We start from the raw sequence: 24,476 nt of genomic DNA on the forward strand, positions 1-24,476 counted from the left end.
CAACTCGCCATAAATTTGAATAAATATAACCCTTTTAGTGCTACAGAACGTTTACTGAATATAACAAGGACAAATTGACTAATTATACCAACCACAATAATTATCTGTTTTAGTATGATGAACGGTAACATTGAAGTGAATCATTAAAAGGAAAATATATGCTTAAATTACCACTTTCTCTAACTATATTACTCATCTGTGCCACAACGATAATGACTTGTTTATACTCGCCATTTGCCCATGCGGCCAATCCAGAAGGTAAGATAAACATTGTTAGCACAGTAATGAATTCCGATGATTATCAAGCCTTAAGCGCGACCAAAATGTATCCTGTTCCTGAGGCCGGAATGGTGCAACATATTCTCACCTTACCGGCTCTCAATAACGAGCAACAATACCTACTGGAGGTACAAATAGGCCAACAGAAAATGGTGGATTGTAATAAGGTCAGACTTATCGGAGAAATAAGCAGCTTATCATTGCCTGGTTGGGGATACATTTATTATCAAGTCGACAATATTATTCAAGGCCCTAATACGCTAATGATGTGTACAGAACCCAAAAAAGAAAAATTTATTGTTCTCAATAAAAGTATGACTCAGCCTTATGACAGTCGACAACCGATAGTTTTTTATTTACCTGAAGGTACTGATTTACGTTATCGAGTATGGGAAACTGCAAGCGATTATGTGTTTAGTGGACAATAACCCAATCAATTAGAGCTAATAGCCATTTTGTCAGTCAAACAGTTGAATGTAGACAGATAATATCTAAACTTATTCATTAGTTCAGTGCCAATATTATCATGTAAGAAAAATCAAACACTAAAATGGTTCATTTATAATTAAATAACTTTACTACACTAAAATAAATCATTCATTAATGCTCAGTACACTTGATGTGTACAGAACATTAAGCATTGATGTTAATAGCGGCGAACCCTAACGACTTGCATAATTTCAATTTCAAACCCGCCCACAACTTCTTTTGATGGGTAATAAATCAAATTGACTTTATGGTCTAACAAACTCTTGAATCGTTGAGGTCGTTTGTATTTAAATGGCACATCGCAATCTTTAATCATCAAGGTTTGCAAAAACCATTCTCCAACTTGACGCTGAATATGAGATACCACAGTAACGCCTTCACTTTGTATTAACTCACCATGTCGCTCTAACAATATTTCAGGAACAGGTTTCATGAATTTACCTTCTTAACAGTATCCAGAATATCTTGATATCGATAAGCACTAAAACGTCCAAAACCTTCTAATTGCTTAACTTTCAAGCGACTAAACATTGGCATGACCATTCCAGCAAGGAATTTAGCCTGCGTAGCAATGGATGGAGTGGGTAACGATTTTGCCTGAGCCACTAACGTTAATGGTTCAAGCAATGTTGTAACAGTGGCTGAGTCTGGTAACGGAGCCAAAGCTTGTTTTGATAATATTGCAATTTGCCCACGACAAACGCTGCAGTGTCCACAGGCTTGTGGCACCGAGTGATCATCGAAATATTGAGCTAAATTGGCACTTAAACAACGATCAAGCTGAAAAAAATCGACTAGCTTACCAATCCGTACAATTTCTTTATGTTCATTGTCACTAAAATATTGACTGAGTTGCGATGTCAATTGTTGTAATTGCTGCGGGGTTGCTAGTGCCTGCTGTTGTACATCATACACTTGAGTGATTTTTTTTGTTTCAAGAATTATCGAATTCTGATCAGCTAAATAATCTAATGCTGCGACAACCCGCTGTCGATCACAGCCATGTTGTTGATATAAACTATCGAAATCGAGAGCGCCCCATACCTTTTTAAATTGTGTATGGCTAAAAATCTGATTCAGAAACTGCTGGCGATCGTCATTGAATCGACTAAGAATAAGCTGTTGATCTTCTACAAACCGATATTTAAATTCTGCAAAATAAGCATAACTTGGACGGATCACACCTAATAATTCTAATTGCACAAAGAGAGTTTTCAACGGCAATGATCGAATATTACACGCTGTAGACAATGGTGATTCTTGTACTTCCCAACGGCCATTCTCGGTCTCATTCGCGATTATAGTTAACAACTGATCAATATTGTGTGGTTCAGGCGTATCACCGTAAACAAAATTCTCAACAGTATTCAATCCATCTAAGTTAGCTAACGTAACACAATGAGACAAATGTCCATCTCGCCCTGCTCGGCCAATCTCTTGGCTATAATTTTCGATAGACTTAGGTAAATCAAAATGAATAACAAATCGAATATTTGATTTATCAATACCCATACCAAATGCAATTGTAGCCACTATTACTTGAATTTGATTGTCCATAAATTGTTGTTGAATACGTTGACGGACAGTTTGATCCATACCCGCGTGATAAGCAGCAGCATTGATACCTTGACGTATTAAGTGTGCTGCTACGTCCTCAGCAGTCTTCTGTAAGGTTACATAGACAATACCGGCACCAGTATACTCTTTTACGGTCTCGGCAAGCTGAGCGAGCTTATGCTGCTGGCTGATGGCAATAACTGACAAATCTAAGTTAGCTCGATAAAAACCGGTTTGTATCACCTGTTGTGTTGATAAACCAAAACGCTTAGCCATATCCAATTTAACTTGTTCTGTCGCCGTTGCGGTCAATAGTAAACTTTGAGGAATTGAAAATTCTTGACAGTATTGCGGAATTTTTAAATAGTCGGGCCTAAAATTATGCCCCCATTCAGAAATACAATGCGCTTCATCAACCACCAGCAGAGAAATCGGAACAGACTTAAGGAATTGCCTAAATCGTTCATTCTTAAAACGTTCAACGGACACCATTAAAATCCGTGTGCGTTGCTCACGAACATCACGCATGACTTGTTGAGTTTGATCATAGGTTAAACTTGAATCGATACTGGCAGCCGCAATACCCTTACTTGCTAAAAAAGCCAACTGATCTTTCATCAATGCTAATAAAGGTGAAATAACCAAGGTCAAATGAGGTAATTGCTGGGCACAAAACTGATAACACAATGACTTACCTGAACCTGTCGGAAAAATGGCTAACGCTGAATGACCAGATAATATGGTTTCAATAACCGCTTGTTGGCCTTCTCTAAACCCATCAAAACCAAATTGTTGCTGTAATAATTGATGCAACCCCTGATGATCAAGAGCCAGTGCATTGTCGTCTGCTTTTAAGACTTGTTGGTGTGCTAAAGGGGTCATATAAAATCCTGATAATAACCCCAAATGATAAGGGCCTGTTGATCTTTGCCGGTTAATTTTTGTTCGAGACAAAGCAATTAACGATGTAGGAATTTGACAATGAACAACAAGATTACATTAACGTTTACGGGCAATATATTGGTTGATCAATTGTGTCAGTTTATCTTCAAAACGTTCTTCAATTTCATCAAGGTTTTGACTGAATGATTCAATAAATTTAACGGCTTTGTCGCGTGATAGCACCTTGCCTGCAAGACTGTATTGTATTTCAATCAAGTTTTTGTCAAATCGAGGAGCCAAAAACCAATGGCAAACATCAGAATTCAAGTTAACTAAGGCTTGTTCGGCAACATGACAAAAAGTGTCAATATGATTGACACCATCAGGTCCTAAGCAACCCGGTTCAAGACGAAACAAAATCACTAGTTTTTTAGTGCTGATTTCTCTTGCACTGTTTATCAACTCTTCCATAGTGTTTACGACAAAGTCCTTAATAAAAAGATTTATACATTAAGTTTGAAGCCTCATTTACCAAAGTAAACATAGATCATAGGCGTTCAGTTAGCATCCCGCAATCGAACTCAATATGCAAATGTTTAACTGCAATTAATCGGTTTAATAGCGCAAAATCGACTATTTAACGCCATTGTGACTGGCTTTTAAAGCTTGATTGAATGCATCAATAAACTCTGAAATTGGTGTTAGGGTCTCTTTTAATCGACGGTTACGTCCCAACAACGAAGATTCAACAAACAGATCAAACCAAGTGGCTAATGCTAATCCGTTTTGCGGTTCTTGAGCTGCCGTTAATGCCAATGCCGCGACTTCAGCGGTACCGAGCTGAAAATCATGACTTCCTTTACGTAGCGCATAAGTTGCTAAGGTATCTGGTGCGAACGATAACACTGGCATTTTCTGCAAATACGGGCTTTTACGATACATTTTGATTGCTTCACGCCAACTACCATCAAGCATTACCAACAGTGCGGTTTTAGTTTGACCTTGTTCAATTGATAAGTCTGCGGCCGTTATTTGTTCCACAATGACTTGATCGCTCTCAACATATTGTTGGGGAAATACTAAAAATGGTTGGTATTTCGGATGATCTAATAACGCTAACATTGCACTATCTGTATCTGTTCTAGTCCATAAGAACGCATGAGTGTCCGGAATTAAGTCAGCAATTAAACGGCCACTATTGGTGGGTTTTAAGACTTCATCGTTATACATTATCAACATAAAGCTGACGTTTGTATTTAAATATTGACGATATTGACAGGTACAAAATAATTCACCCAAACGGCACAAATTACACCTAATTAGCTTTTTTCCGCGGGCACCATAAGGTTTTGTCGACAGTGATTTACGGTATTCATACAAACGATGAACAGCATGAATAGGAGGCTTGCACACTTTGGCTGACGTTTCTGACATTTAAAGGCTCTGAGATGAAAAAAATTCACCACCAATGTTGGTGGTGAACAATAATAAACATTTACAACTGGCTATAAAATACGACGCAATAAAAAATCTGCTTTTAACCGACGAATTCGGTTCATGATTTTCTTCACTGGTTTAGGGTATTTTTGCAAGGTATCAATTTGGCTGTAATGATATAAACGCTCAGTGTGGAGCAAAATATGCTGTTGCTCTTTAATAAAAGATTCTTTCCAACAACCACTCTCATCATGCAACAATAAACCATTCTCTAAATCTAAAGCCCACGCTCGAGGGTTTAAGTTTGAACCCGTGATGAGATGTTTACGGTTATCAGCGCTGATCCCTTTTAAATGAAAACTATTAATACCATTTTTCCATAAATGAATATTGAGCTGACCATTTTCAATTGCCCACTGTTGATTTTTAGCAAACTTACGCAGCGATTGTTCGTACATGTAGGGCAAAGCACCAATGGTGGTAAAATCTTGATCGGGTGGAATATAAAAATCGTTAGCGGTTTTGTCACCTACAACAATATCAATTTTTTTGCCTTCACGCAGATGCCTGGCTAATGCACGAGTTAATACGGTTGGCGGGTTGAAATACGGCGTACAAATAAACAGTTCTTTAGAGGATGAATCGACTAACTGAACAATAGTGTCATTCAACTGATTATTTTTTCGACCTAAACCTATTAATGGTGTAACGCGATTGCCTTCTGTGGTTGAGGCATACTGATAACGAACATGAGACAACCGGTGCTTAAAGCTTTTTACATCGTTCTTCTCTGGGTTATCTTCATTGCTAATCGTTTGACTTAATATACTCACAGCAGGATCGCTAATAATGTGTTGTTTTATCATGTCACGCATACTGCGGGCCAACTCAGGGCAATTTATGACATGGTATCGATCAAAACGATATTTTTCTCGTTGCTGTAAATAAATATTGTTAATGCTCGCGCCACTGTAAATAACAGTGTCGTCAATAAGGAAACCTTTAAGGTGTAACACTCCCATAAATTCTCGAGACTTTACTGGCACACCAATAATGTCAAACGGGTGTGTAGCTTCGTCCATTAATTTACGGTATAAAATATAGTTGCCGCTGTCGCCTTTTTGGCCAATTAATCCTCGGCGGGCACGATGATAATCAACTAATATTTTTATATCTAACTGTGGGTTTTGAGCTTTTGCGTCTAATAACGCCTGCAATACTTCACGGCCAGCTTCATCATCTTCAACATATAATGCTGCGATGTATATTGAAGAAGTTGCCGATGCAATTTTAGTTAATAAGGCTTGCTTAAAATCTTTTGGATTAAGCAACCAAGACACAGCATCTGCATTTAGGGCAATACCACCTAGCTTATCCAGCAAGGCATCCTCCTTAAAATGGGTGGCCATTACAATAATTGGTAATGGGATTACATTAAAAAACATCACAGCGATATATTTTAATTGTGAGCACGCTGATGAAATATGTAGCCAATACTATTTGCCATGTTTATACGCAAATGTTTAGCGTCGAGTTGAGGGAGTTATTCAACTTCTACCTCATTCATGATGTTTCTGTTAACGCCATATCGATAGTGTTCGCGAGATAGCATCATAAAAATAAATCTAGCAGTATGATAATAAATCGTAGCAATTCTCTCTGCTCAACTATATAAATCACCAGTTATAATTTGCAAATTTGCTGCTACTATCACGCTAAGGTATCACTTTTATAACTGTTGCTTGAGTTTGGCATTCTATCAAGCTGATAGAAATTACCGACTAACAAGGTGATGAGCAAGATTTTTCTCACTTAGCAGCGGTTTTAGTGCACTTTTTTGTCGATAATTAGAGCATGATAACTAGATTGCTGGTTAACTAGGCAGCTTAGGAGACCGCCAAACATGGATAAATACATTTTAAAAAAACTTAAAATAGGTAAATTTAAGCAAAAATCATCAAATGCGTATCAGCAGAGGATATCATCAGCTACCATAACTTATCGTTAATAAATTCATGATGTAGGCTTTTATGACCGCAATGCTTTGCTTTCTCCTTCGGCCTCAGTCATCTTATGAAAATCACACGTTGAATTTTACTCGAACTTTATGGCTATTAAGTGTTTTTATTGTTTCAAGTATGCCTTGTGTTGTTATGGCAGAAGAACCCCTTAGCCAGTCAGCACTCAATCAACAACAAACTCCATCGACCCAAATCAATCATATTAACCAGCAACCTGTTGCCTTGTATTTAAATAATATGCTGCAGTTACTAAAACCAATGCATTCACAGTTAGGTATAACCGTTTGGGATATGTCTAATCAAAAAATGGTGTTTGAGTACAACAATCAATCATTAATGCAACCGGCCAGCGTTCAAAAACTGTTAACCGCATTAGCGGCAACCAAGCAATTAGGTAAGGATTTCAGCTACCAAACTCGATTAACGACCTTAGCACAACAACCGCTTGATAAAAGCCAAATTGAAAATGGTATTTACTCAGGTGATATTTATATCGAATTTAGCGGTGACCCGACCTTAACATACCAAGATTTGCAGTTGTTACTCGCTTCCTTAAGTAATTTGGGGATTACTGAAGTGACAGGTAATATTATATTGGCCAGCGATCAAGATAGCCAATTGCAGGCACCAGGATGGGTTTGGGATGATTTAGGTATCTGTTATGCTGCCCCGATTTCACCTTATATTATTGATAAGAATTGTGTTTATGGTCGATTAGCCACAACGGGCTACAATAAAATAGCTAAGATCACCATGATGGGAAATAGACCAATTGAAATCACTAATGATGCTTATTTTGTCACACCAACCATTAATCGTGCAGTGGCGATCCCCGCAGTTAAGCCATTAACCGATGATACTGATGCTCTCCCTTCGCACTTAACTGAGTCCGTGCCACAATGTCATCTAACCTTGCGTCGCTTCGATAATAACCGTTATCACCTTAGTGGCTGCCATGTTGGGGCTAAATCATTACCATTAGCAATAGCCATTACCGAACCACAACTTTATGCTCAACAAATAGTAGCTAAGCAACTCGCTGCTTTAGGTATTGTACACAAGCAACCTATTACTGTAGGAAAATTGAGTACGGAACCAGAGTTTATTGCTCAACGACAAATTATCGCCAGCCACCAATCTGCGGCGTTACCGCAATTATTAGAAACCATGTTACTAAAATCAGATAATTTGATTGCCGACAGTTTATTAAAAAAATTGGGTGAAGATTATTATCAGGCACCAAGTGATTTTGCTCGCAGTAGTCAAGCATTGAAAACGATTCTGTACTCAATTGGCATTGACTTATCCAATGCAAATATTGCTGATGGCTCAGGTTTATCACGTTATAACTTACTCACGCCTGAGCACGTATTAACCGTACTTACCACTTTGTATCAACAACCTGAATACCGTTTCTTGCTTGATTTATTACCAGAATCAGGTGTCAGTGGTACCTTACGCTATAAACGATATTTCAATAAGTCTCCGTTGAAACATCATGTGTTTGCCAAGACTGGCAGTATGCTAGGTATTGCTAACTTGGCTGGCAGAGTTAATGTCAGTAATGGTCATGACTATTTATTTGTATTATTCGAAAATGGTTTGAGCCCACAAATTAAAAAACAACAAAAGGCACCTTTTTCTGCGGTTTTTTTACAAACCATGATGGACTTGCCTAGATAAGAAGATGAAGCCGCAATGCATTAAGCTTGTGGCGATCATTTCCCCGTAATCAATTAATCTAATGCCACCAACCAAGACAACATCGAAAAAGTCGTAACGATTAATCTCCTATGTGACGATAATTTTGCTTAATCATCTTATATCGACACTAATTTCCTTTCAACACTGGCACATATTTTAACTTGCTATAACATTGCTAGTAGTAAGCTAAAAATATCAATGTTTTATCGGGTGGAGATATTATGGATAAGCAAGTCAGTTCGCGTGGCACAAAAGAAAAAGCACTCCGTTTAAATTTAGACGAAAAAAAATACGGAACCATTGTCGAAATTGGCGCAGGACAAGAAGTTGCACGTAACTTTTTTGTTGCGGGTGCTGCAGCGGGAACGATAGCGAAAACCATGTCGGCCTACGATATGAAATTCTCAGATGCCATTTATGGTGTTCAAGAAGATGGCCGATATGTGAGTAAGGCCCGTGTATTAGCCATGATGGAACAAGAATTCGATCTCGTTGTCGATCGTGTTGGCAGTGTACGCTCAAAATCATCGCGTTATTTTAGTTATGCCACTACTGTATCGGCCAAAAGTTTTAATCGTAAAAACGAATGCCATGCATGGTGTGGCGTGCGTATTCAAATGTACCCAGGTGCCGAACCGTCTAATATAATCGTTCACGTTCGTATGTTTGATGACAGTGCAGAAGCACAACAACAAGCGTTAGGTATTTTAGGGGTTAACCTAATTTACGCCAGTTACTACTATTTTGAAGACCCAAAGAAAATTATTGATTCGTTAACCGACAGCTTGAAAGCCAATCGAATAGAAATTGACTGTATCGACTTTCAAGGTCCCTACTTTGAAGATGTCGACAATCAGGCAAAAAACATTCATCTTATTCGCAGCTGGAAAACCCGCGCTATCATGTTCAAAGCAGATGGTAATGTCGCTATACCAGCCGATATGCTTTACAAAAAGAATGTATTAACCATTCGCGGGTCATTTAAACCAGTGACTAATCTCAATGTCGATATGATAGAGCAAGGCTATAAAGCCTTTTCCTTGCTCGAAGGTGTTAATAATAAAAATACTGTTTTGATCGCTGAAATTTCGTTAAACGATCTACACGGTAAAGACGCCAACATGACAGAAAAAGACATCATGGAGCGAGTCAAGTTACTGAATGTTTTAGGTTACAACGTAATGATATCGGACTACACCCGTTATTTCTCATTACGTGCTTATTTCCGTCAATATACCCAATTACAAATCGGTATCGTGGTGGGCATTGTTAATATTAAACAGATTTTTGATGAAGAATATTATCGTGGTATGGAAGGCGGTATTCTCGAAGCCTTTGGTAAGTTATTCCCTGATAATACCCGCTTGTTTGTCTACCCCGAACGAGATGAAAAAGACGAGCTCAATGACTTAAATACTGTCAGTGTTCCCAATAATCTACGCTATTTATTCCGCCATGTAATCGATAATGGTTTTATCACCAGTATTGAATCTAGCAATCCTGATTTGTTCAATATTTTTTCTCGTGAAATTTTACAGCAAATTTGTCGAGGTCAAGGAGAATGGGTGGACGCGGTTCCAGAAGCTGTCAGTAAGGTCATTATGGAACAAAAATTATTCGGCTATCGTGGATAATAACAGCATATAAATGTGACGCTATCACTGCGTTGCTATCACTAAGTTAAATCTCTTATCATTAATTGATTTCATTTTTAGTTTTATTACGCAAAAAACGATTTAGTACACTATCTTATAGAATGGCTAACCTAATTTGGTTAGCCATTTTTTTTTACAGATAATTTTTCTCCATTATCCATTCACTACGACTTAAGAAATGTTAACTCACCCGTCCCTTTTAACGATAGGAACTTGCGATTGTTACAGATATTATCTTTATCCATGGTTATATTAGGGATCAGTATGCTGGTCTTCAGCTTAAGATCAGTAAATGAAATATGTATTAAGGATAATACTAGTGGTTGGCGTATCCTTAGAGCACTGATCATCTTTTTCGTACTGGGTTATATGGGGATATTTTATTACCTGTGTAAACAATCTGATTTTATAATATCCGATGTCATATTTTGTATCATCATGTTGTTTGGTGGTGCATTTGTGGTCTTAGTGACTCGGCTAAGCTTATTGAGTTTACTGAAAGTTGAAAAACTGATCATCAATGAACGCACTATTGCTCTACACGATAGCTTAACAGGCTTACCAAACCGCCAATACTTAATGAATTCATTAAGTCATCATGTCAAAATTGGTTTACCATTTAGTCTATTAATGATTGATTTAAATCGCTTTAAACAAGTCAATGATGCATTAGGACACTATTATGGTGATTTACTGTTAATCGAAGTCGGTAACAATGTGGCTGAACAGTTACCCCATGACGCCCAGCTATTTAGATTAGGCGGGGACGAATTTGCCGTGATTGTCACTCAAAGCGAATTACCAAAAGTAGAAGAAACAATCAATGCTATTCATCATGCGCTTGAGAGTGCATTTTGCATTGAGAGTTATGATTTATTAGTGGGTGCGAGTGTTGGTGTTAGTCATTATCCAAGCCAGGCGAGTGAAATAGGTCAACTACTACAACAAGCTGATATTGCAATGTATGCCAGTAAAAAAATGGCCACTGAATATACCCTCTATGACAATACCCTTGAAAGCAATGCTGTTGAAAAAGTCAATATTAGTGCCTCGTTAAAACGCGCTATTGAAAATCAAGAGTTTGAACTCTGGTATCAACCTATTATTAACCTTAGTGACAATAATCTGTATGGTGTTGAAGCGCTTATTCGCTGGCCTCGAACAGATGGAAGTTATACCGCACCTAACCTATTTATACATATTGCCGAACAAACGACACTGATAAACCAGATAACCGATTGGGTTATGCTGCAAGTATCAAAAGACATGGAATATTTTGACTCCCTGAGTGTATCTTTGTGTATTCATATCAACTTATCCGCGAAAGATTTGCAAGATCCAAAGCTTATCGAGAAAACGAGCGCATTACTAAAGAATAACCTTTCATCACAACAAGTCATGTTTGAAATTACCGAAAGTGCGATGATGACTAACATTGAACAAGTTAAAACAGCCATGGCAGTGATTACTGCAGCAGGCGGAACGTTCAGTATTGATGATTTCGGTACCGGATTTTCATCCCTAGAACTATTACGTGACCTGCCCGTTAAACAAATTAAAATTGATCGTTCTTTTATCAGTAATATTCATCATAAAGATGCTGATCTAGCCATCGTTAAATCAGTGATATTTTTATCGCAACACCTAGAATGTGTGGTGGTAGCTGAAGGTGTAGAACAATTAGAGACAGTCAATATCCTCAAATCATTGGGTTGTGACTTAGCTCAAGGTTACTACTACGCTAAACCTATGCCAACAAAAGATTTCAGAAACTTTATCAAAAATAAAGGGCATATTCCTCATGACAAAGCTTTACAAATCAATGAGCTGATTAGGTGATCTAGATCATAGTTTAACCGGTAATTATAACTTAATCTCATCAGTCATGAACTATGGTTTGGTTAAATCACATTAGAATTTACTAGTAAGTATTTATATATCAATAAAACCGATTAACTGAACCTAAAAATTTCATTTTTATATGTAATGACGATAAGTTAGGCTATTTATTCAATATTAGTATTTAACAAATTTAGTCAGTTTATTTTTTGCGAGTTTAATTATAAAGGAATATATCATGGACAAATCCAATCAAGGCAAGTGCCCTGTTATGCATGGCGGCAATACGTCGAACGAAACCAACAATATGGACTGGTGGCCCAAAGCACTCAACCTCGATATTCTTCACCAACATGATACAAAGACCGATCCAATGGATCCAACATTTGATTACCGCGAAGCTTTCAAAAGTCTCGACCTCACTGCAGTTAAACAAGACTTGAGCACGTTAATGACTGACAGCCAAGACTGGTGGCCTGCAGATTGGGGCCATTATGGTGGATTGATGATCCGCATGGCTTGGCATTCAGCCGGGACTTATCGAATTGCTGATGGTCGTGGTGGAGCAGGAACAGGCAATCAACGCTTTGCACCACTCAATAGCTGGCCAGATAACGTTAACCTCGATAAAGCGCGCCGAATACTTTGGCCAATCAAAAAGAAATATGGCAATAAACTCTCTTGGGCAGATTTGATCATTTTAGCTGGTACTGTTGCCTATGAATCTATGGGGCTCAAAACATTCGGTTTTGCTGGTGGTCGTGAGGATATTTGGCACCCAGAAACAGATATATACTGGGGTTCAGAAAAAGAATGGTTAGCGACGAGTGACTCAGAAAACAGTCGTTATTCAGGTGAACGAGACCTTGAAAATCCATTAGCCTCTGTGATGATGGGATTAATTTACGTCAACCCGGAAGGTGTAGATGGTAATCCTGACCCACAAAAAACAGCAAATGATATTCGTATCACGTTCGAACGTATGGCAATGAATGACGAAGAAACCGTCGCCCTAACCGCTGGTGGCCACACAGTAGGTAAATGTCATGGTAACGGCAATGTAGAAAATTTAGAAGCAGATCCTGAAGGTGCTGAACTTGAAGACCAAGGTTTAGGTTGGTTAAACAAGACCAGTCGTGGCATTGGCCGAGATACAGTTTCCAGTGGTATTGAGGGTGCGTGGACCACACATCCAACTCAATGGGACAATGGCTACTTTGAACTATTGCTTAATTACGATTGGGAGCTTAAAAAAAGCCCTGCAGGTGCATGGCAATGGGAACCAATTAATATCAAGGAAGAACATAAACCTGTAGACGTTGAAGACCCATCAATTCGCTTGAATCCCATTATGACAGATGCCGATATGGCGATGAAAATGGATCCTGAATATCGTAAAATTTCCGATCGTTTTTATAAAGACCCTGCATATTTTTCAGACGTATTCGCACGGGCGTGGTTTAAGTTAACCCACAGAGATCTGGGGCCAAAAAGTCGTTATCTTGGTACCGAAGTCCCTAATGAAGAGTTAATTTGGCAAGACCCAGTCCCAGAAGTTGACTATAGCTTAACAGAGCAAGAAATTAGCGAGCTAAAGGCTAAGATCTTATCTAGTGGATTAAGTGATACAGAACTGATCGCTACTGCATGGGACAGTGCCCGCACCTTCCGTGGCTCAGATTATCGTGGTGGTGCCAATGGTTCGCGTATCCGTTTAGCGCCACAAAAAGACTGGCAAGGTAACGAACCGGCAAGATTACAAAAAGTGTTAAATACTTTAACGACAATTCAAGCTGGATTAGCGAAACCAGTCAGTATTGCAGACTTAATAGTGTTAGGTGGTACTGCTGCGGTTGAAAAAGCAGCCCATGCTGCAGGTGTTAATGTAAAAGTGCCATTTTCAGCGGGTCGTGGTGATGCCACACAAGAACAAACAGATATAGAATCTTTTGAAGTGTTAGAGCCATTGCACGATGCGTATCGTAATTGGCAAAAGAAGGACTATATCGTTCAACCAGAAGAAATGATGCTTGATCGTACCCAACTTATGGGCTTAACCGCACATGAAATGACGGTATTAGTGGGCGGTATGCGAGTATTAGGTACCAACTACGATAACACTCAACACGGTGTATTTACTGACAATGTTGGTGTGTTAACAAATGACTTTTTTGTAAACTTAACGGACATGTCATACACTTGGAAACCTGCAGGCAATAACTTATATCACATAATTGACCGCAAAACAGGCAAGATGAAATGGACTGCCACTCGAGTTGACTTAGTCTTCGGTTCAAACTCAATATTGAGATCTTATGCCGAAGTGTATGCTCAAGATGATGCTAAGGAAAAGTTTGTTAAAGACTTTGTTAAAGCCTGGACCAAAGTGATGAATGCAGATCGATTTGATCTAATTTAATATAATATAACGTCTATCCAATGACCACGAGTCATAAAAAAAGCACTGTGAATACTCAACAGTGCTTTTTTATTGCAATTAATCAACTCAATAGAAGATTAATTAACCTTTTAGTGCTTGATCAATCATTTGTTGTGCTTGAGTGATAATGTCATCTAGATGTTGCTGACTAATAAAGCTTTCGGCATAAATTTTAAACAAAGCTTCTGTCCCAGAAGGACGTGCGGCAAACCAACCATTTTCAGTAGTGACTTTAATGCCACCAATGGCAGCATTATTACCTGGCGCATGACTTAATATTGCGGTAATAGCCTCACCAGCTAATTGGGTATCACTAAAGCTATCAGCGTTTAATTGTTCAAATTTGGCTTTTTTCTTAAGGCTAATAGGGCTATCGATACGACTATAAAAACTTTCACCAAACTGATCCGTTAATTCTTTATAACGTTGTGCAGGCGTTTTACCGGTTACCGCTAAAATTTCAGCGGCAAGCAAGGCCAAAATAAACCCGTCTTTGTCGGTACACCATGTGCTGCCATCTCGTTTTAAAAATGCGGCACCAGCACTTTCTTCGCCACCAAAAGCAATGGTGCTATGTGCCAAGCCATCTACAAACCACTTAAAGCCCACGGGTACTTCCAAACAGTGACGACCCAACGCGTTACATACGCGGTCAATCATTGCACTAGACACCAAGGTTTTTCCAACGGCCAATGAAGCAGACCATTGTGGGCGATGTGTCATTAAATAATCAATCGCAACCGCTAAATAATGATTAGGATTCATTAAGCCATAACCTGGGCAAACAATACCATGACGGTCATAATCGGGGTCGTTACCAACACATAAATCAAAATCTTCACTGCGCGCTAATAATCCAGCCATGGCATAAGGTGACGAACAGTCCATTCGAATTTGGCCGTCCTTGTCTAGGCTCATAAAACCAAATGTAGGGTCAACTTTGTTATTCACTAAGGTAATATCAAGGCCATATTTTGCTGCAATCTTGTCCCAATAATAAATACCAGAACCACCTAGAGGATCAACACCGATGCGAATATTAGCTTTTTTAATTGCGTCCATATCAACAACGTCAATAAGAGAAGCAACATAGGGTTCAATAAAATCAACCTCATCAACCCAACCAGATTGAACCGCTATGCCGTAATTAACCTTTTTAACCCCAGAAAGTTGATTAGCAAGGTATTCATTGGCCTTGGTTTCAATGATTTTGGTGATGTCACCCTCAGCAGGACCACCATGAGGTGGATTATATTTAATTCCACCATCCTTAGGCGGATTATGTGATGGTGTTATGATAAGTCCGTCTGTTAGTGCTGAAGGTTTACTGGCGTTAGCACTGACAATGGCATGTGACACTACAGGAGTTGGCGTAAAACCATCATCTGTTTGAATCAACATTTTGACTTGATTGGCAGTTAACACTTCAATAACAGACAAAAATGCCGAATAAGATAATGCGTGAGTGTCAAAACCGACAATCATAGGACCTGTAATACCAACAGATTGTCGATAATCGACCACAGCTTGAGTGATGGCCCATATGTGGTTTTGATTAAAACTGGCCTTAAACGAGCTACCACGATGTCCCGATGTCCCAAATGACACTTTTTGCTGAACATCTTCCACATTAGGTATAATGCGATAATAATAACTCATCAATTTAGGAATGTTCACTAAATCCGTTTGTAAAGCTTGCTGTCCTGCACGTGGATGAATGGCCACTTGTAGTCTCCTATTATCAAATCATTATTTTATCTAACTAAAAAATTGTCAGTGTGGATAACATCAATCACCGATTAAATATGTTCAGCTATCATTTTGGCCTTTTCACTATCACAACCTAAGTGTTCTAACACTTCGATCAAAATATTTTGTTTTTTAGCAGTATTATTATTGGTCGTTACCCAAAAACCGCTGGTTGCGATTTCTTTAGGATTTGAAGATTTACTTGACGCTAATAAAGCCTGTTTAGAACAAGCAAAGTACAAACGACCTTTGCCTTGGATATTTAAGACTTTATCAAAATCACTGCCAACAACTGTTTCAAGGCTGCTTAATAAGTACATAAAGCGACCGACAGCACCTTTTTGCTGGCTCAATAAATGTTGATTTACAATAGAGTCAAAGTTAATCACTTCTGTAGATAAGGCATTTTCATCTAATGTTTTGTGTTGACTAGGAATTTTTTGTTCCGAAATAACCTTTTCAACCGCTATTTTAGCTTGATTAAATACGTGTTCTCGATTTTGTACAGGTGCAGATTCTAAACTGGGTTGACTAATATCAATGGGTAAACTTATATCAACATCTTCTACTGACAAGTTCAATAACCGACGTAAAATATCTGAAGCACTTTCGCCTATGCGTTCGGTCTTGCTGGCAATAAAGCGATAAAGTTCTTCGTCAATTTCTATGTATTTCATCAGAGTCATCCTTTTTCTATCAGTCTTTGTCACTACTGGAGCCAATATCATGCTGCTGTAGATTAATTAGGGATCGCAGATCAAATTATTATTAATGAGATCAAAACATATCGTTCCAGTGTAAGCCATGCTTAACCTACTAATAAAGTAGCAAAATCATTATATGCATTAAATGACTAAAAATTTATTAAAATCAGTGTAAAATATAAGCAATATTTGTTGTGACTGCCACAAAACTTGATTTGACTGGCCAGTTGCAGCAAAATCCTCAGCATTAATCGTTTTAACGAGCTTATTGCTGTATGCATTATGTAATTTCCGGTCAAGGTGAAGCCGTTCTGTTAATTCATGGACTCTTTGGTAATCTTGATAATCTAAAAAATCTTAGTCGTGTCCTGGAAAAACAACATCAAGTCATACGGGTTGATGTGCCCAATCATGGTTTAAGTGAACATTGGGATAATATGGATTATCCACAATTAGCCGATGCCATGATTGATCTACTTGACGATTTACAGATTAAACAAGTCCATGTTGTTGGCCATTCAATGGGCGGAAAAATTGCAATGGCAATGGCACTTTTGCATCCTGACCGAGTAATCAGTTTAGTCATAGCAGATATCGCTCCGGTGGCATATAGTCCAAAACATCAAACGGTGTTTGCTGGATTAACCAGTTTAGTATTAGACAGTGCCACCACTCGAAAATCAGCATTAACCCATTTAATGGCTGCAGGCATTGATGAGCCCACGTCTCAGTTCTTACTAAAGAATTTACAACGCACTGACAGCGGTTTTGAATGGAAAATGAATTTACCTGGGTTAATTCATTCTTATGACAATATTATTGGTTGGGATTTGCCATTAAATAATGACAGTCATTTTAATAAGCCTACACTATTTTTACGTGGCGGTGATTCAAACTATATAACGGCTGCATATCGTGATGACATTATGCGTCAATTCCCCCATGCCATTGCTAAAACATTGAATGGCACAGGCCATTGGTTACACGCACAAAAGCCAGAAATATTTAATCGTATTGTGTCCGAGTTTATTGAACAAAACCAAGGGTAAATTTTAATATTTACCCTTTAGAATATAGCCGATGCCAACGTGATGTGGTATATTCTCGCCCTCTTTTCGCCAGACAGTTAATTGCGAAGGTAGAAGTATGTTAAACCAATACATGGAACAAATTGAAGCAGTAGGCTTAAACTTGTTTTTTGCATCGATATTCTTTTTTATCGGCATGGCTATCCATGATGTGCTTAAACAAGGTGATGTGCCTAAATTTGGTCGATTTATTGTTTGGTTAGTTTTATTCCTTGGCTGTGCCGGGTTTATTGCAAAAGGTATTATTCAGATGACCTGGGAAGGCTCTGGGATCGGTTAAAGAGTACAATGGCAAAAGAAACAACAGATAGAACGACTATTGATCTTTTTTCCGCAGAAACGCGCCGAGGGCGTCCGAGAAGTAACCCTCTTTCTCGAGATCAGCAATTAAAGATCAATAAGCGCAACCAAATTCAGCGTGATCGCGCTAACGGTTTAAAGCGAATAGAGTTAAAAGTGTCACAAGATTTGTATGATGCCTTGAACCAACAAGCTTTGAACAGTAACATCAGCCGTAGCCAGTTAATCGAATTTATTCTGCAACAGCAACTCGACAACTGAGACGTTTTTAGAACATCGCACAACGCGAATTAGATATTTAAAGGATAGACAATGGCAACTGTAGGTCTTTTTTTCGGTAGCGACACTGGTAACACCGAAGCTGTAGCCAAAATGATCCAGAAAAAACTGGGTAAAAGCATGCTCGATGTCAAAGACATCGCAAAGAGTACCAAAGAGCAAATTGCTGAATATGATTTGTTAATGTTTGGTATTCCAACTTGGTATTACGGCGAAGCACAGTGTGATTGGGATGATTTTTTCCCGGAACTTGAGCAAATTGACTTTACCGACAAATTAGTCGCTATTTTTGGTTGTGGTGACCAAGAAGATTATGCTGAATATTTCCTTGATGCTATGGGCATGATCCGTGACATCGTAGAGGCTCGTGGTGGTATCATTATTGGTCATTGGCCATCAGAAAGTTACAACTTCGAAGCATCTAAAGGCATGGCAGATGACAAACACTTTGTCGGGTTAGGGATTGACGAAGACCGTCAACCAGAGCTAACCGAAGAACGTGTTGACGGCTGGGTTAAGCAAATTTATGAAGAAATGTGTTTAGCTGAGTTAGAAGACTAACCAAGCACATATTTTTATGATAAAAAGCGGCTTTATTGCCGCTTTTTAATGTCTAACGTTTACCTTTAAATGTTAAGTAACCATCAATATGCCAACCAATAGTTCTTGTTTAACTCAACATCATTGGGATATATTTTGTACCGTTGTCGACAACTATGGTGATATAGGCGTCACTTGGCGTTTGGCTAAACAATTGGTAGCAGAATATAACATTCCGATTAATTTGTGGGTTGATGACTTACTGAGTTTCTCACATATTTTACCTAAACTTGATATTAATAAAGCACAGCAATCATTTTGTGGCGTGAATATATTTCAATGGAATAACCCTCTAGATATAGAATTTAAATCTGGGGGAGTCGTTATTGAAGCTTTCGCCTGTGAATTACCTTCACAAGTTAAGGATCAGATTGAACAACTGCATCACCACTCAGATACCCATGCCCCAACTTGGCTTAACCTAGAATACCTCAGTGCTGAAGATTGGGTTGATGGTTGCCATGGGCTACCATCATCACAACCTAATGGCGTTACAAAATGGTTCTATTTCCCTGGTTTTAGCGCTAAAACGGGTGGTCTTATTTGTGAACGTGATTTATTTAACCAACGTGATGAATGGCAAGCTGACCCTAAACATAAATTAGCATTATTCAAGCAACTGGGTTTACAAGGTATTAATGCTCAGGATACGGTTATCAGTGTCTTTAGTTATGAAACAGAAGCATTAACCGCTTTATGTCATTTATGGCAAGCATCACCGACTCCAGTTCATGCGCTTATTCCTAAAGGGCGTAGTTTGAATAGTATCCAAAGCTTATTACCTTGTGCCATTGAAGATTTGATACCCGGTCAACAATTTATAATAGGTAGCTTGACCCTACATATATTGCCGATGACGGATCAAAATGGCTTTGATCGCTTGCTATGGAGCTGCGATTTTAATATTGTGCGGGGTGAAGATTCATTTTTACGTGCTCAATGGGCTGCAAAACCTTTTATATGGCACATTTATCCACAAGAAGATGATTATCACCTGGTAAAATTACAAGCTTTTATACAAATTTACTGCGATAATCTGGCTCCAGAAATTGCTACTACTTGGTCTGAGGTGAATTTGGCCTTCAACCAAGGGAATACAAACGCGGTAGTAATGCACTGGCAACACTTACTTTCTGTTAATTTGCCTTTAATGCAACATGCTATTAAATGGCCAATTAACGCGTTAAATGATGCAGATCTTGCGAGTCGACTCGTTCAATTCGTTAACAATAGCTAAGATACTGCTCTATAAATAAAAAAAGTCCCAAAATATAGGAAATAGTGAAATGAAAACTGCTCATGAAATCCGTCCTGGTAACGTGATCATGTTAGATGGCAGCCCATGGGTTGTTCAGAAGACTGAAACAACTCGTTCTGGCCGTAACGCTGCAATCGTTAAGTTAAAATTAAAAAACGTATTGCTAGATTCTGGCACTGAACAAACCTTTAAAGGTGAAGACAAATTAGACGATATCATTTTAGAACGTCTAGATTGTACTTACTCATATTTTGCCGATCCTATGTATGTATTCATGGATAGTGAATATAACCAATACGATGTAGAAGCTGACAACTTAGGTGATGCTGCTACCTATATCATTGATGGCATGGAAGACATGTGCCAAGTGACCTTCTATGAAGGCAAAGCAATTTCTGTAGAATTGCCAGTTCACATCGTACGTGAAGTGATTTACACAGAGCCTTCAGCTCGTGGCGACACTTCAGGTAAAGTAATGAAACCAGCTACCATTACTGGTGGTGGTACTGTTACTGTTGCTGACTTTGTTAAAGTGGGTGACAAAATTGAAATTGATACTCGCACAGGTGAGTTCAAGAAGCGCGTATAATCGCCAGTTAACATGGGTTATTAGTAAAATAGTAATAACACAAGTCAACTCAGCAAAAGCCAGCACTACGTGCTGGCTTTTTTGTAGTCAAACACTATAACCACACTGCTAAATAATAAAATACAGAATAAAACACTAAAGCAAAGTCTAATTTACCTAACAAGTCAGCATTTAACACTAATATTATTCTTCACTTTGCGCATTTGCCTCTTTCACAATCCCTATAAATTCGTTATGGTTCGATAACTTAAGCCGTATTTAGTTATCGAGAATAGTAGTATGCGCCCCATTATCAAATCCAATAAGCTTGATTCAGTTTGCTACGATATCCGTGGTCCTGTCCATAAAGAAGCCCGACGTCTTGAAGACGAAGGTCACCGTATCTTAAAGCTTAATATCGGCAACCCGGCCCCGTTTGGATTTGAAGCGCCAGAAGAGATCGTTCGCGACGTCATTTTAAATTTACCCAGTGCCCAAGGTTACTGCGAATCTAAAGGCTTGTTCTCTGCACGTAAAGCCATTGTGCAACATTATCAAGCTCAAGGAATATTTGGTGTCGATATTGAAGATATCTACATAGGTAATGGGGTGTCAGAATTGATCGTGATGGCCATGCAAGGCTTGCTTAACGCCGATGATGAAGTGCTTATCCCCTCGCCCGATTACCCTCTATGGACTGCTGCAGCTAACTTAGCAGGCGGTAAAGCCGTGCATTATCGGTGCGATGAAGAAGCCGATTGGTTCCCAGACTTAGATGACATTATCAGTAAAATCAGCAGTCGCACCCGTGCAATTGTATTAATCAATCCAAACAACCCTACTGGCGCAGTTTATAGTAAAGAATTGTTGTTGCAGGTTATTGAGTTATGTCGGCAACACGATTTAATATTATTCGCCGACGAAATCTACGACAAAATCCTCTATGACGAAGCCAAACATATACCTGCAGCGGGTTTATCTGATGATATCTTAACGATTACTTTTAATGGTTTATCTAAAGCTTACCGCGCGGCAGGATTCCGTGTCGGTTGGATGATGTTGTCAGGTAACTTAAAAGCCGCCAGAAGCTATATTGAAGGCTTAGAAATGCTGGCTTCAATGCGTTTGTGTGCCAATGTGCCCAATCAACATGCTATTCAAACCGCGTTAGGTGGTTATCAATCAATTAACGAGTTGATTTTACCGAGTGGTCGCTTAACGATTCAGCGCGATGCCGTGTACGAATTACTTAACCAAATTCCAGGGGTAAGTTGTAAAAAACCTAAAGGGGCACTGTACGCGTTTCCAAAATTAGACATGAAAAAATTTAATTTACGCGATGACGAACGCTTGGTGCTTGATTTATTAAAGACGAAAAAAATTCTTTTGGTTCAGGGAACGGCCTTCAACTGGCCTGAGCCCGATCATCTTCGGGTGGTATTCTTACCTTATAAAGAAGATTTAACTAAAGCTATTACAGAATTTGGTGAATTTTTAGAAGATTACCGCCAATAACCATTCACATAAGCATGGTTCAAAATAAATAACTAAGCGACTGAACAGTCGCTTTTTTTTATTGATAAGCTCCTGTAAGCTATTAAAAACTATTGAGCGCAGTAAGGAGTCTCATGAGTCATTTATTTGCCCATTTATCTCGGATGAAACTGATCCAACGTTGGCCGTTAATGTATAACGTGCGCCGTGAAAACGTTCAAGAGCATTCACTACAAGTGGCTATGGTTGCCCATGCTCTTGTCATTATCAGTAATAAAAAATTCAACACCAACTTAGACGCTAATAAAGCCGCAACCATTGCTATTTATCATGATGCCAGCGAAATTTTGACCGGTGATTTGCCAACGCCAGTAAAATACTTTAATAAAGAAATTGAAGCTGAATATAAAAAGATAGAAGCCATTGCTGAACAGCGAATGTTAGAAATGGTACCGGAAGAATTTAGAGAAGATTATCGTAGCCTATTTATTAGTGAAGATGCTGATCCACAATACAAAGCCATCGTAAAAGCAGCCGATACATTATGTGCGTATTTAAAGTGCTTAGAAGAGCAAAAAGCCGGTAATAGCGAATTCAATAGTGCCCGTAAACGTTTGGAACAAAGTCTACATGATAATCCGAACCCAGCGGTAGGTTATTTCCGAGATTGTTTTATTCCAAGTTTCACATTGAATTTAGACGAAATTAATCAAATGCTGTAAAGGAATTTTATGTCTGATAACACTGACGAGCCAAGTAATACGGAACATGATAATCGTTGGCAACAACGTTTACTTGGTGAGGATAAACAACGCCGTAACGACCATCGCAGTCCTTATCAGCGCGATCGAGCTCGTATTCTACATTCTGCCGCATTTCGTCGCCTTCAAGCCAAAACACAAGTATTGGGTGTAGGCATGAATGACTTTTATCGCACTCGTTTGACACATTCCTTAGAAGTCTCACAAATTGGTACGGGTATTACTGCTCAGTTACGTCGTAAGTATCCAGAACTAAGGTATTTGCTCAATTCAATGAGCCTAATTGAATCAATTTGTTTAGCCCACGATATCGGCCATCCTCCTTTTGGTCATGGCGGTGAAGTTGCATTAAATTATATGATGCGCCATCACGGTGGCTTTGAAGGCAATGGCCAAACATTTCGGATTTTAACTCGGTTAGAACCCTATACACAGTCATGGGGAATGAATCTCACTCGACGGACTTTATTGGGGGTAATGAAATACCCAGCAACTTATTCGCAATTGTATATCGATCTACATCGACCTGACATCGTTAATCATCGTCAGCTAAAACCTTCTGAATGGCCACCCGTAAAAGGCTTATTTGATGATGATAAATCTATTATTGATTGGGTATTATCTGAGTTGTCAGATGCGGACCGACAATTATTCATTAGCAGTGAGCAAAGTCATACAAACGTCGATTACCCCCATTTAAAAACTCGCTATAAGTCATTCGATTGTTCGATTATGGAATTGGCAGATGACATTGCTTATGCTGTGCACGATCTTGAAGATGCCATTGTAATGGGTATTGTTAATCAACATCAGTGGCAACGTGATGTTGTTGAACAGTTATCAGAAATTAAGGAGGATTGGCTCATCTCTGAAATGGCACAAATAGGTGACAAACTTTTCTCCCACGAGCATCATTTACGTAAAGATGCCATCGGCACCCTAGTAAACGGTTTTGTTACCGCCATTGGAATTGGTACTAATTCTAAGTTTGATGAAGATTTATTAAAATATAATGCTGAATTACAATCAGATTTTGCTGCAACTTTGCACGTCCTAAAACAATTTGTGTTTAAATATGTTATCCGCAAGCCAGAAATTCAAATGTTAGAATACAAAGGTCAACAGATTGTAATGGAATTATTTGAGGCGTTTGCCTCGGATCCGGAACGATTGTTACCACTCAATACTCGCGAACGGTGGTTAGTAGAACGCAATCAGAATAATAATCCAATGAGGGTGATTGCTGATTATATTTCTGGCATGACTGATGAATTTGCAGGACGCTTACACCAGCAATTATTCGGCTCAAAAACGGCGGGTATTATGGATTTAAGTCGCGAGCAATAATCATATTGTTATGTAAAAAAAAGCG

21 protein-coding genes are annotated in these 24,476 nt (G+C 38.7%); 14 read left to right on the top strand and 7 right to left on the bottom strand.

The annotated features are described in order from the left end of the window. The first annotated feature begins 158 nt into the window (after window positions 1-158). The gene (eco, locus tag ABIS04_RS09875; protein WP_140234244.1) at window positions 159-707 is read left to right on the top strand and encodes a serine protease inhibitor ecotin; all 549 of its coding nucleotides are present in this window, start codon (window positions 159-161) and stop codon (window positions 705-707) included. Between the two features lie 218 nt (window positions 708-925). Here eco and ABIS04_RS09880 read toward each other — a convergent pair whose 3' ends face one another. The 5 genes from ABIS04_RS09880 to pssA all read right to left on the bottom strand — a co-directional run bounded on the left by ABIS04_RS09880 (window position 926) and on the right by pssA (window position 6,053). Continuing rightward, window positions 926-1,201 (bottom strand): hypothetical protein, encoded by a 276-nt coding sequence (locus ABIS04_RS09880; RefSeq protein WP_137227056.1) that lies wholly within the window; start codon window positions 1,199-1,201, stop codon window positions 926-928. Further along, the gene (locus ABIS04_RS09885; RefSeq protein WP_350430957.1) at window positions 1,198-3,207 is read right to left on the bottom strand and encodes a RecQ family ATP-dependent DNA helicase; all 2,010 of its coding nucleotides are present in this window, start codon (window positions 3,205-3,207) and stop codon (window positions 1,198-1,200) included. The genes ABIS04_RS09880 and ABIS04_RS09885 overlap by 4 nt, the downstream gene beginning before the upstream one ends. A 117-nt stretch (window positions 3,208-3,324) precedes the next feature. Then, complete coding sequence (locus ABIS04_RS09890) at window positions 3,325-3,678, bottom strand: hypothetical protein (protein WP_137227055.1); 354 nt, start codon at window positions 3,676-3,678, stop codon at window positions 3,325-3,327. Window positions 3,679-3,840: 162 nt separating this feature from the next. After that, entirely contained in the window at window positions 3,841-4,641 is an 801-nt protein-coding gene (locus ABIS04_RS09895; RefSeq protein ID WP_371833599.1) for a tRNA-uridine aminocarboxypropyltransferase, read from the bottom strand. A gap of 71 nt (window positions 4,642-4,712) precedes the next feature. After that, window positions 4,713-6,053, bottom strand: coding sequence for a CDP-diacylglycerol--serine O-phosphatidyltransferase (gene pssA / locus ABIS04_RS09900; protein WP_350433418.1), 1,341 nt, complete (start codon window positions 6,051-6,053; stop codon window positions 4,713-4,715). Between the two features lie 744 nt (window positions 6,054-6,797). Here pssA and dacB point away from each other — a divergent pair. From dacB to katG, 4 genes are all read left to right on the top strand, one after another. Further along, a complete protein-coding gene (gene dacB, locus ABIS04_RS09905; RefSeq protein ID WP_350430958.1) occupies window positions 6,798-8,348 on the top strand; it encodes a D-alanyl-D-alanine carboxypeptidase/D-alanyl-D-alanine-endopeptidase in 1,551 nt (516 codons plus the stop codon). Between the two features lie 242 nt (window positions 8,349-8,590). Further along, the gene (locus tag ABIS04_RS09910) at window positions 8,591-10,003 is read left to right on the top strand and encodes a TonB-dependent receptor (protein WP_137227053.1); all 1,413 of its coding nucleotides are present in this window, start codon (window positions 8,591-8,593) and stop codon (window positions 10,001-10,003) included. A 285-nt stretch (window positions 10,004-10,288) separates the two neighbouring features. Then, on the top strand, window positions 10,289-11,863 hold the full coding sequence (locus ABIS04_RS09915; RefSeq protein WP_350430959.1) for an EAL domain-containing protein: 1,575 nt from the start codon (window positions 10,289-10,291) through the stop codon (window positions 11,861-11,863). Window positions 11,864-12,101: 238 nt separating this feature from the next. Continuing rightward, entirely contained in the window at window positions 12,102-14,282 is a 2,181-nt protein-coding gene (gene katG, locus ABIS04_RS09920) for a catalase/peroxidase HPI (protein ID WP_350430960.1), read from the top strand. 102 nt (window positions 14,283-14,384) lie between these two features. Here katG and pgm read toward each other — a convergent pair whose 3' ends face one another. Both pgm and seqA read right to left on the bottom strand, forming a co-directional pair. Further along, window positions 14,385-16,028, bottom strand: coding sequence for a phosphoglucomutase (alpha-D-glucose-1,6-bisphosphate-dependent) (pgm, locus tag ABIS04_RS09925; protein ID WP_350430961.1), 1,644 nt, complete (start codon window positions 16,026-16,028; stop codon window positions 14,385-14,387). Window positions 16,029-16,102: 74 nt separating this feature from the next. Beyond that, window positions 16,103-16,729, bottom strand: coding sequence for a replication initiation negative regulator SeqA (gene seqA, locus ABIS04_RS09930; RefSeq protein ID WP_350430962.1), 627 nt, complete (start codon window positions 16,727-16,729; stop codon window positions 16,103-16,105). 302 nt (window positions 16,730-17,031) lie between these two features. Between seqA and ABIS04_RS09935 the strand changes: the two genes are divergently transcribed. The 9 genes from ABIS04_RS09935 (at window position 17,032) to ABIS04_RS09975 (ending at window position 24,451) form a co-directional block, all read left to right on the top strand. Further along, window positions 17,032-17,805, top strand: coding sequence for an alpha/beta fold hydrolase (locus tag ABIS04_RS09935; protein ID WP_350430963.1), 774 nt, complete (start codon window positions 17,032-17,034; stop codon window positions 17,803-17,805). Window positions 17,806-17,902: 97 nt separating this feature from the next. Beyond that, complete coding sequence (locus tag ABIS04_RS09940) at window positions 17,903-18,124, top strand: DUF2788 domain-containing protein (protein ID WP_137227048.1); 222 nt, start codon at window positions 17,903-17,905, stop codon at window positions 18,122-18,124. A gap of 8 nt (window positions 18,125-18,132) precedes the next feature. After that, window positions 18,133-18,405: a LexA regulated protein gene (gene ybfE / locus ABIS04_RS09945; RefSeq protein ID WP_137227047.1), complete on the top strand. Its 273-nt coding sequence runs from the start codon at window positions 18,133-18,135 to the stop codon at window positions 18,403-18,405. Window positions 18,406-18,456: 51 nt separating this feature from the next. Further along, window positions 18,457-18,984, top strand: coding sequence for a flavodoxin FldA (gene fldA, locus ABIS04_RS09950; protein ID WP_137227046.1), 528 nt, complete (start codon window positions 18,457-18,459; stop codon window positions 18,982-18,984). An 88-nt stretch (window positions 18,985-19,072) separates the two neighbouring features. Continuing rightward, a complete protein-coding gene (gene earP / locus ABIS04_RS09955) occupies window positions 19,073-20,260 on the top strand; it encodes an elongation factor P maturation arginine rhamnosyltransferase EarP (protein ID WP_350430964.1) in 1,188 nt (395 codons plus the stop codon). Window positions 20,261-20,309: 49 nt separating this feature from the next. Beyond that, on the top strand, window positions 20,310-20,870 hold the full coding sequence (gene efp, locus ABIS04_RS09960; RefSeq protein WP_137227044.1) for an elongation factor P: 561 nt from the start codon (window positions 20,310-20,312) through the stop codon (window positions 20,868-20,870). A gap of 279 nt (window positions 20,871-21,149) precedes the next feature. After that, window positions 21,150-22,364 carry a pyridoxal phosphate-dependent aminotransferase gene (locus tag ABIS04_RS09965; RefSeq protein ID WP_350430965.1) on the top strand — a complete coding sequence of 405 codons (1,215 nt, stop codon included), beginning with the start codon at window positions 21,150-21,152 and terminating at the stop codon, window positions 22,362-22,364. Window positions 22,365-22,477: 113 nt separating this feature from the next. After that, entirely contained in the window at window positions 22,478-23,065 is a 588-nt protein-coding gene (yfbR, locus tag ABIS04_RS09970; RefSeq protein WP_137227042.1) for a 5'-deoxynucleotidase, read from the top strand. A 9-nt stretch (window positions 23,066-23,074) separates the two neighbouring features. After that, window positions 23,075-24,451 (top strand): anti-phage deoxyguanosine triphosphatase, encoded by a 1,377-nt coding sequence (locus ABIS04_RS09975; RefSeq protein WP_350430966.1) that lies wholly within the window; start codon window positions 23,075-23,077, stop codon window positions 24,449-24,451. Window positions 24,452-24,476: the final 25 nt, after the last annotated feature.

Origin of the sequence: Shewanella sp. H8, assembly GCF_040285065.1 — a bacterium.
Taxonomy (GTDB): Bacteria; Pseudomonadota; Gammaproteobacteria; order Enterobacterales; family Shewanellaceae; genus Shewanella; species Shewanella polaris.

What these genes read in the sequence shown, in the direction of transcription:
- ABIS04_RS09965 (WP_350430965.1), top strand. Translation starts at nt 21,150, where the DNA reads ATGCGCCCCATTATCAAATCCAATAAGCTTGATTCAGTTTGCTACGAT.
- eco (WP_140234244.1), top strand. Translation starts at nt 159, where the DNA reads ATGCTTAAATTACCACTTTCTCTAACTATATTACTCATCTGTGCCACA.
- ABIS04_RS09880 (WP_137227056.1), bottom strand. Translation starts at nt 1,201, where the DNA reads ATGAAACCTGTTCCTGAAATATTGTTAGAGCGACATGGTGAGTTAATA.
- fldA (WP_137227046.1), top strand. Translation starts at nt 18,457, where the DNA reads ATGGCAACTGTAGGTCTTTTTTTCGGTAGCGACACTGGTAACACCGAA.
- katG (WP_350430960.1), top strand. Translation starts at nt 12,102, where the DNA reads ATGGACAAATCCAATCAAGGCAAGTGCCCTGTTATGCATGGCGGCAAT.
- ABIS04_RS09935 (WP_350430963.1), top strand. Translation starts at nt 17,032, where the DNA reads ATGCATTATGTAATTTCCGGTCAAGGTGAAGCCGTTCTGTTAATTCAT.
- pssA (WP_350433418.1), bottom strand. Translation starts at nt 6,053, where the DNA reads ATGGCCACCCATTTTAAGGAGGATGCCTTGCTGGATAAGCTAGGTGGT.
- ABIS04_RS09975 (WP_350430966.1), top strand. Translation starts at nt 23,075, where the DNA reads ATGTCTGATAACACTGACGAGCCAAGTAATACGGAACATGATAATCGT.
- ABIS04_RS09915 (WP_350430959.1), top strand. Translation starts at nt 10,289, where the DNA reads ATGCTGGTCTTCAGCTTAAGATCAGTAAATGAAATATGTATTAAGGAT.
- ABIS04_RS09890 (WP_137227055.1), bottom strand. Translation starts at nt 3,678, where the DNA reads ATGGAAGAGTTGATAAACAGTGCAAGAGAAATCAGCACTAAAAAACTA.
- ABIS04_RS09910 (WP_137227053.1), top strand. Translation starts at nt 8,591, where the DNA reads ATGGATAAGCAAGTCAGTTCGCGTGGCACAAAAGAAAAAGCACTCCGT.
- yfbR (WP_137227042.1), top strand. Translation starts at nt 22,478, where the DNA reads ATGAGTCATTTATTTGCCCATTTATCTCGGATGAAACTGATCCAACGT.
- efp (WP_137227044.1), top strand. Translation starts at nt 20,310, where the DNA reads ATGAAAACTGCTCATGAAATCCGTCCTGGTAACGTGATCATGTTAGAT.
- seqA (WP_350430962.1), bottom strand. Translation starts at nt 16,729, where the DNA reads ATGAAATACATAGAAATTGACGAAGAACTTTATCGCTTTATTGCCAGC.
- ybfE (WP_137227047.1), top strand. Translation starts at nt 18,133, where the DNA reads ATGGCAAAAGAAACAACAGATAGAACGACTATTGATCTTTTTTCCGCA.
- dacB (WP_350430958.1), top strand. Translation starts at nt 6,798, where the DNA reads ATGGCAGAAGAACCCCTTAGCCAGTCAGCACTCAATCAACAACAAACT.
- ABIS04_RS09895 (WP_371833599.1), bottom strand. Translation starts at nt 4,641, where the DNA reads ATGTCAGAAACGTCAGCCAAAGTGTGCAAGCCTCCTATTCATGCTGTT.
- ABIS04_RS09885 (WP_350430957.1), bottom strand. Translation starts at nt 3,207, where the DNA reads ATGACCCCTTTAGCACACCAACAAGTCTTAAAAGCAGACGACAATGCA.
- earP (WP_350430964.1), top strand. Translation starts at nt 19,073, where the DNA reads ATGCCAACCAATAGTTCTTGTTTAACTCAACATCATTGGGATATATTT.
- ABIS04_RS09940 (WP_137227048.1), top strand. Translation starts at nt 17,903, where the DNA reads ATGTTAAACCAATACATGGAACAAATTGAAGCAGTAGGCTTAAACTTG.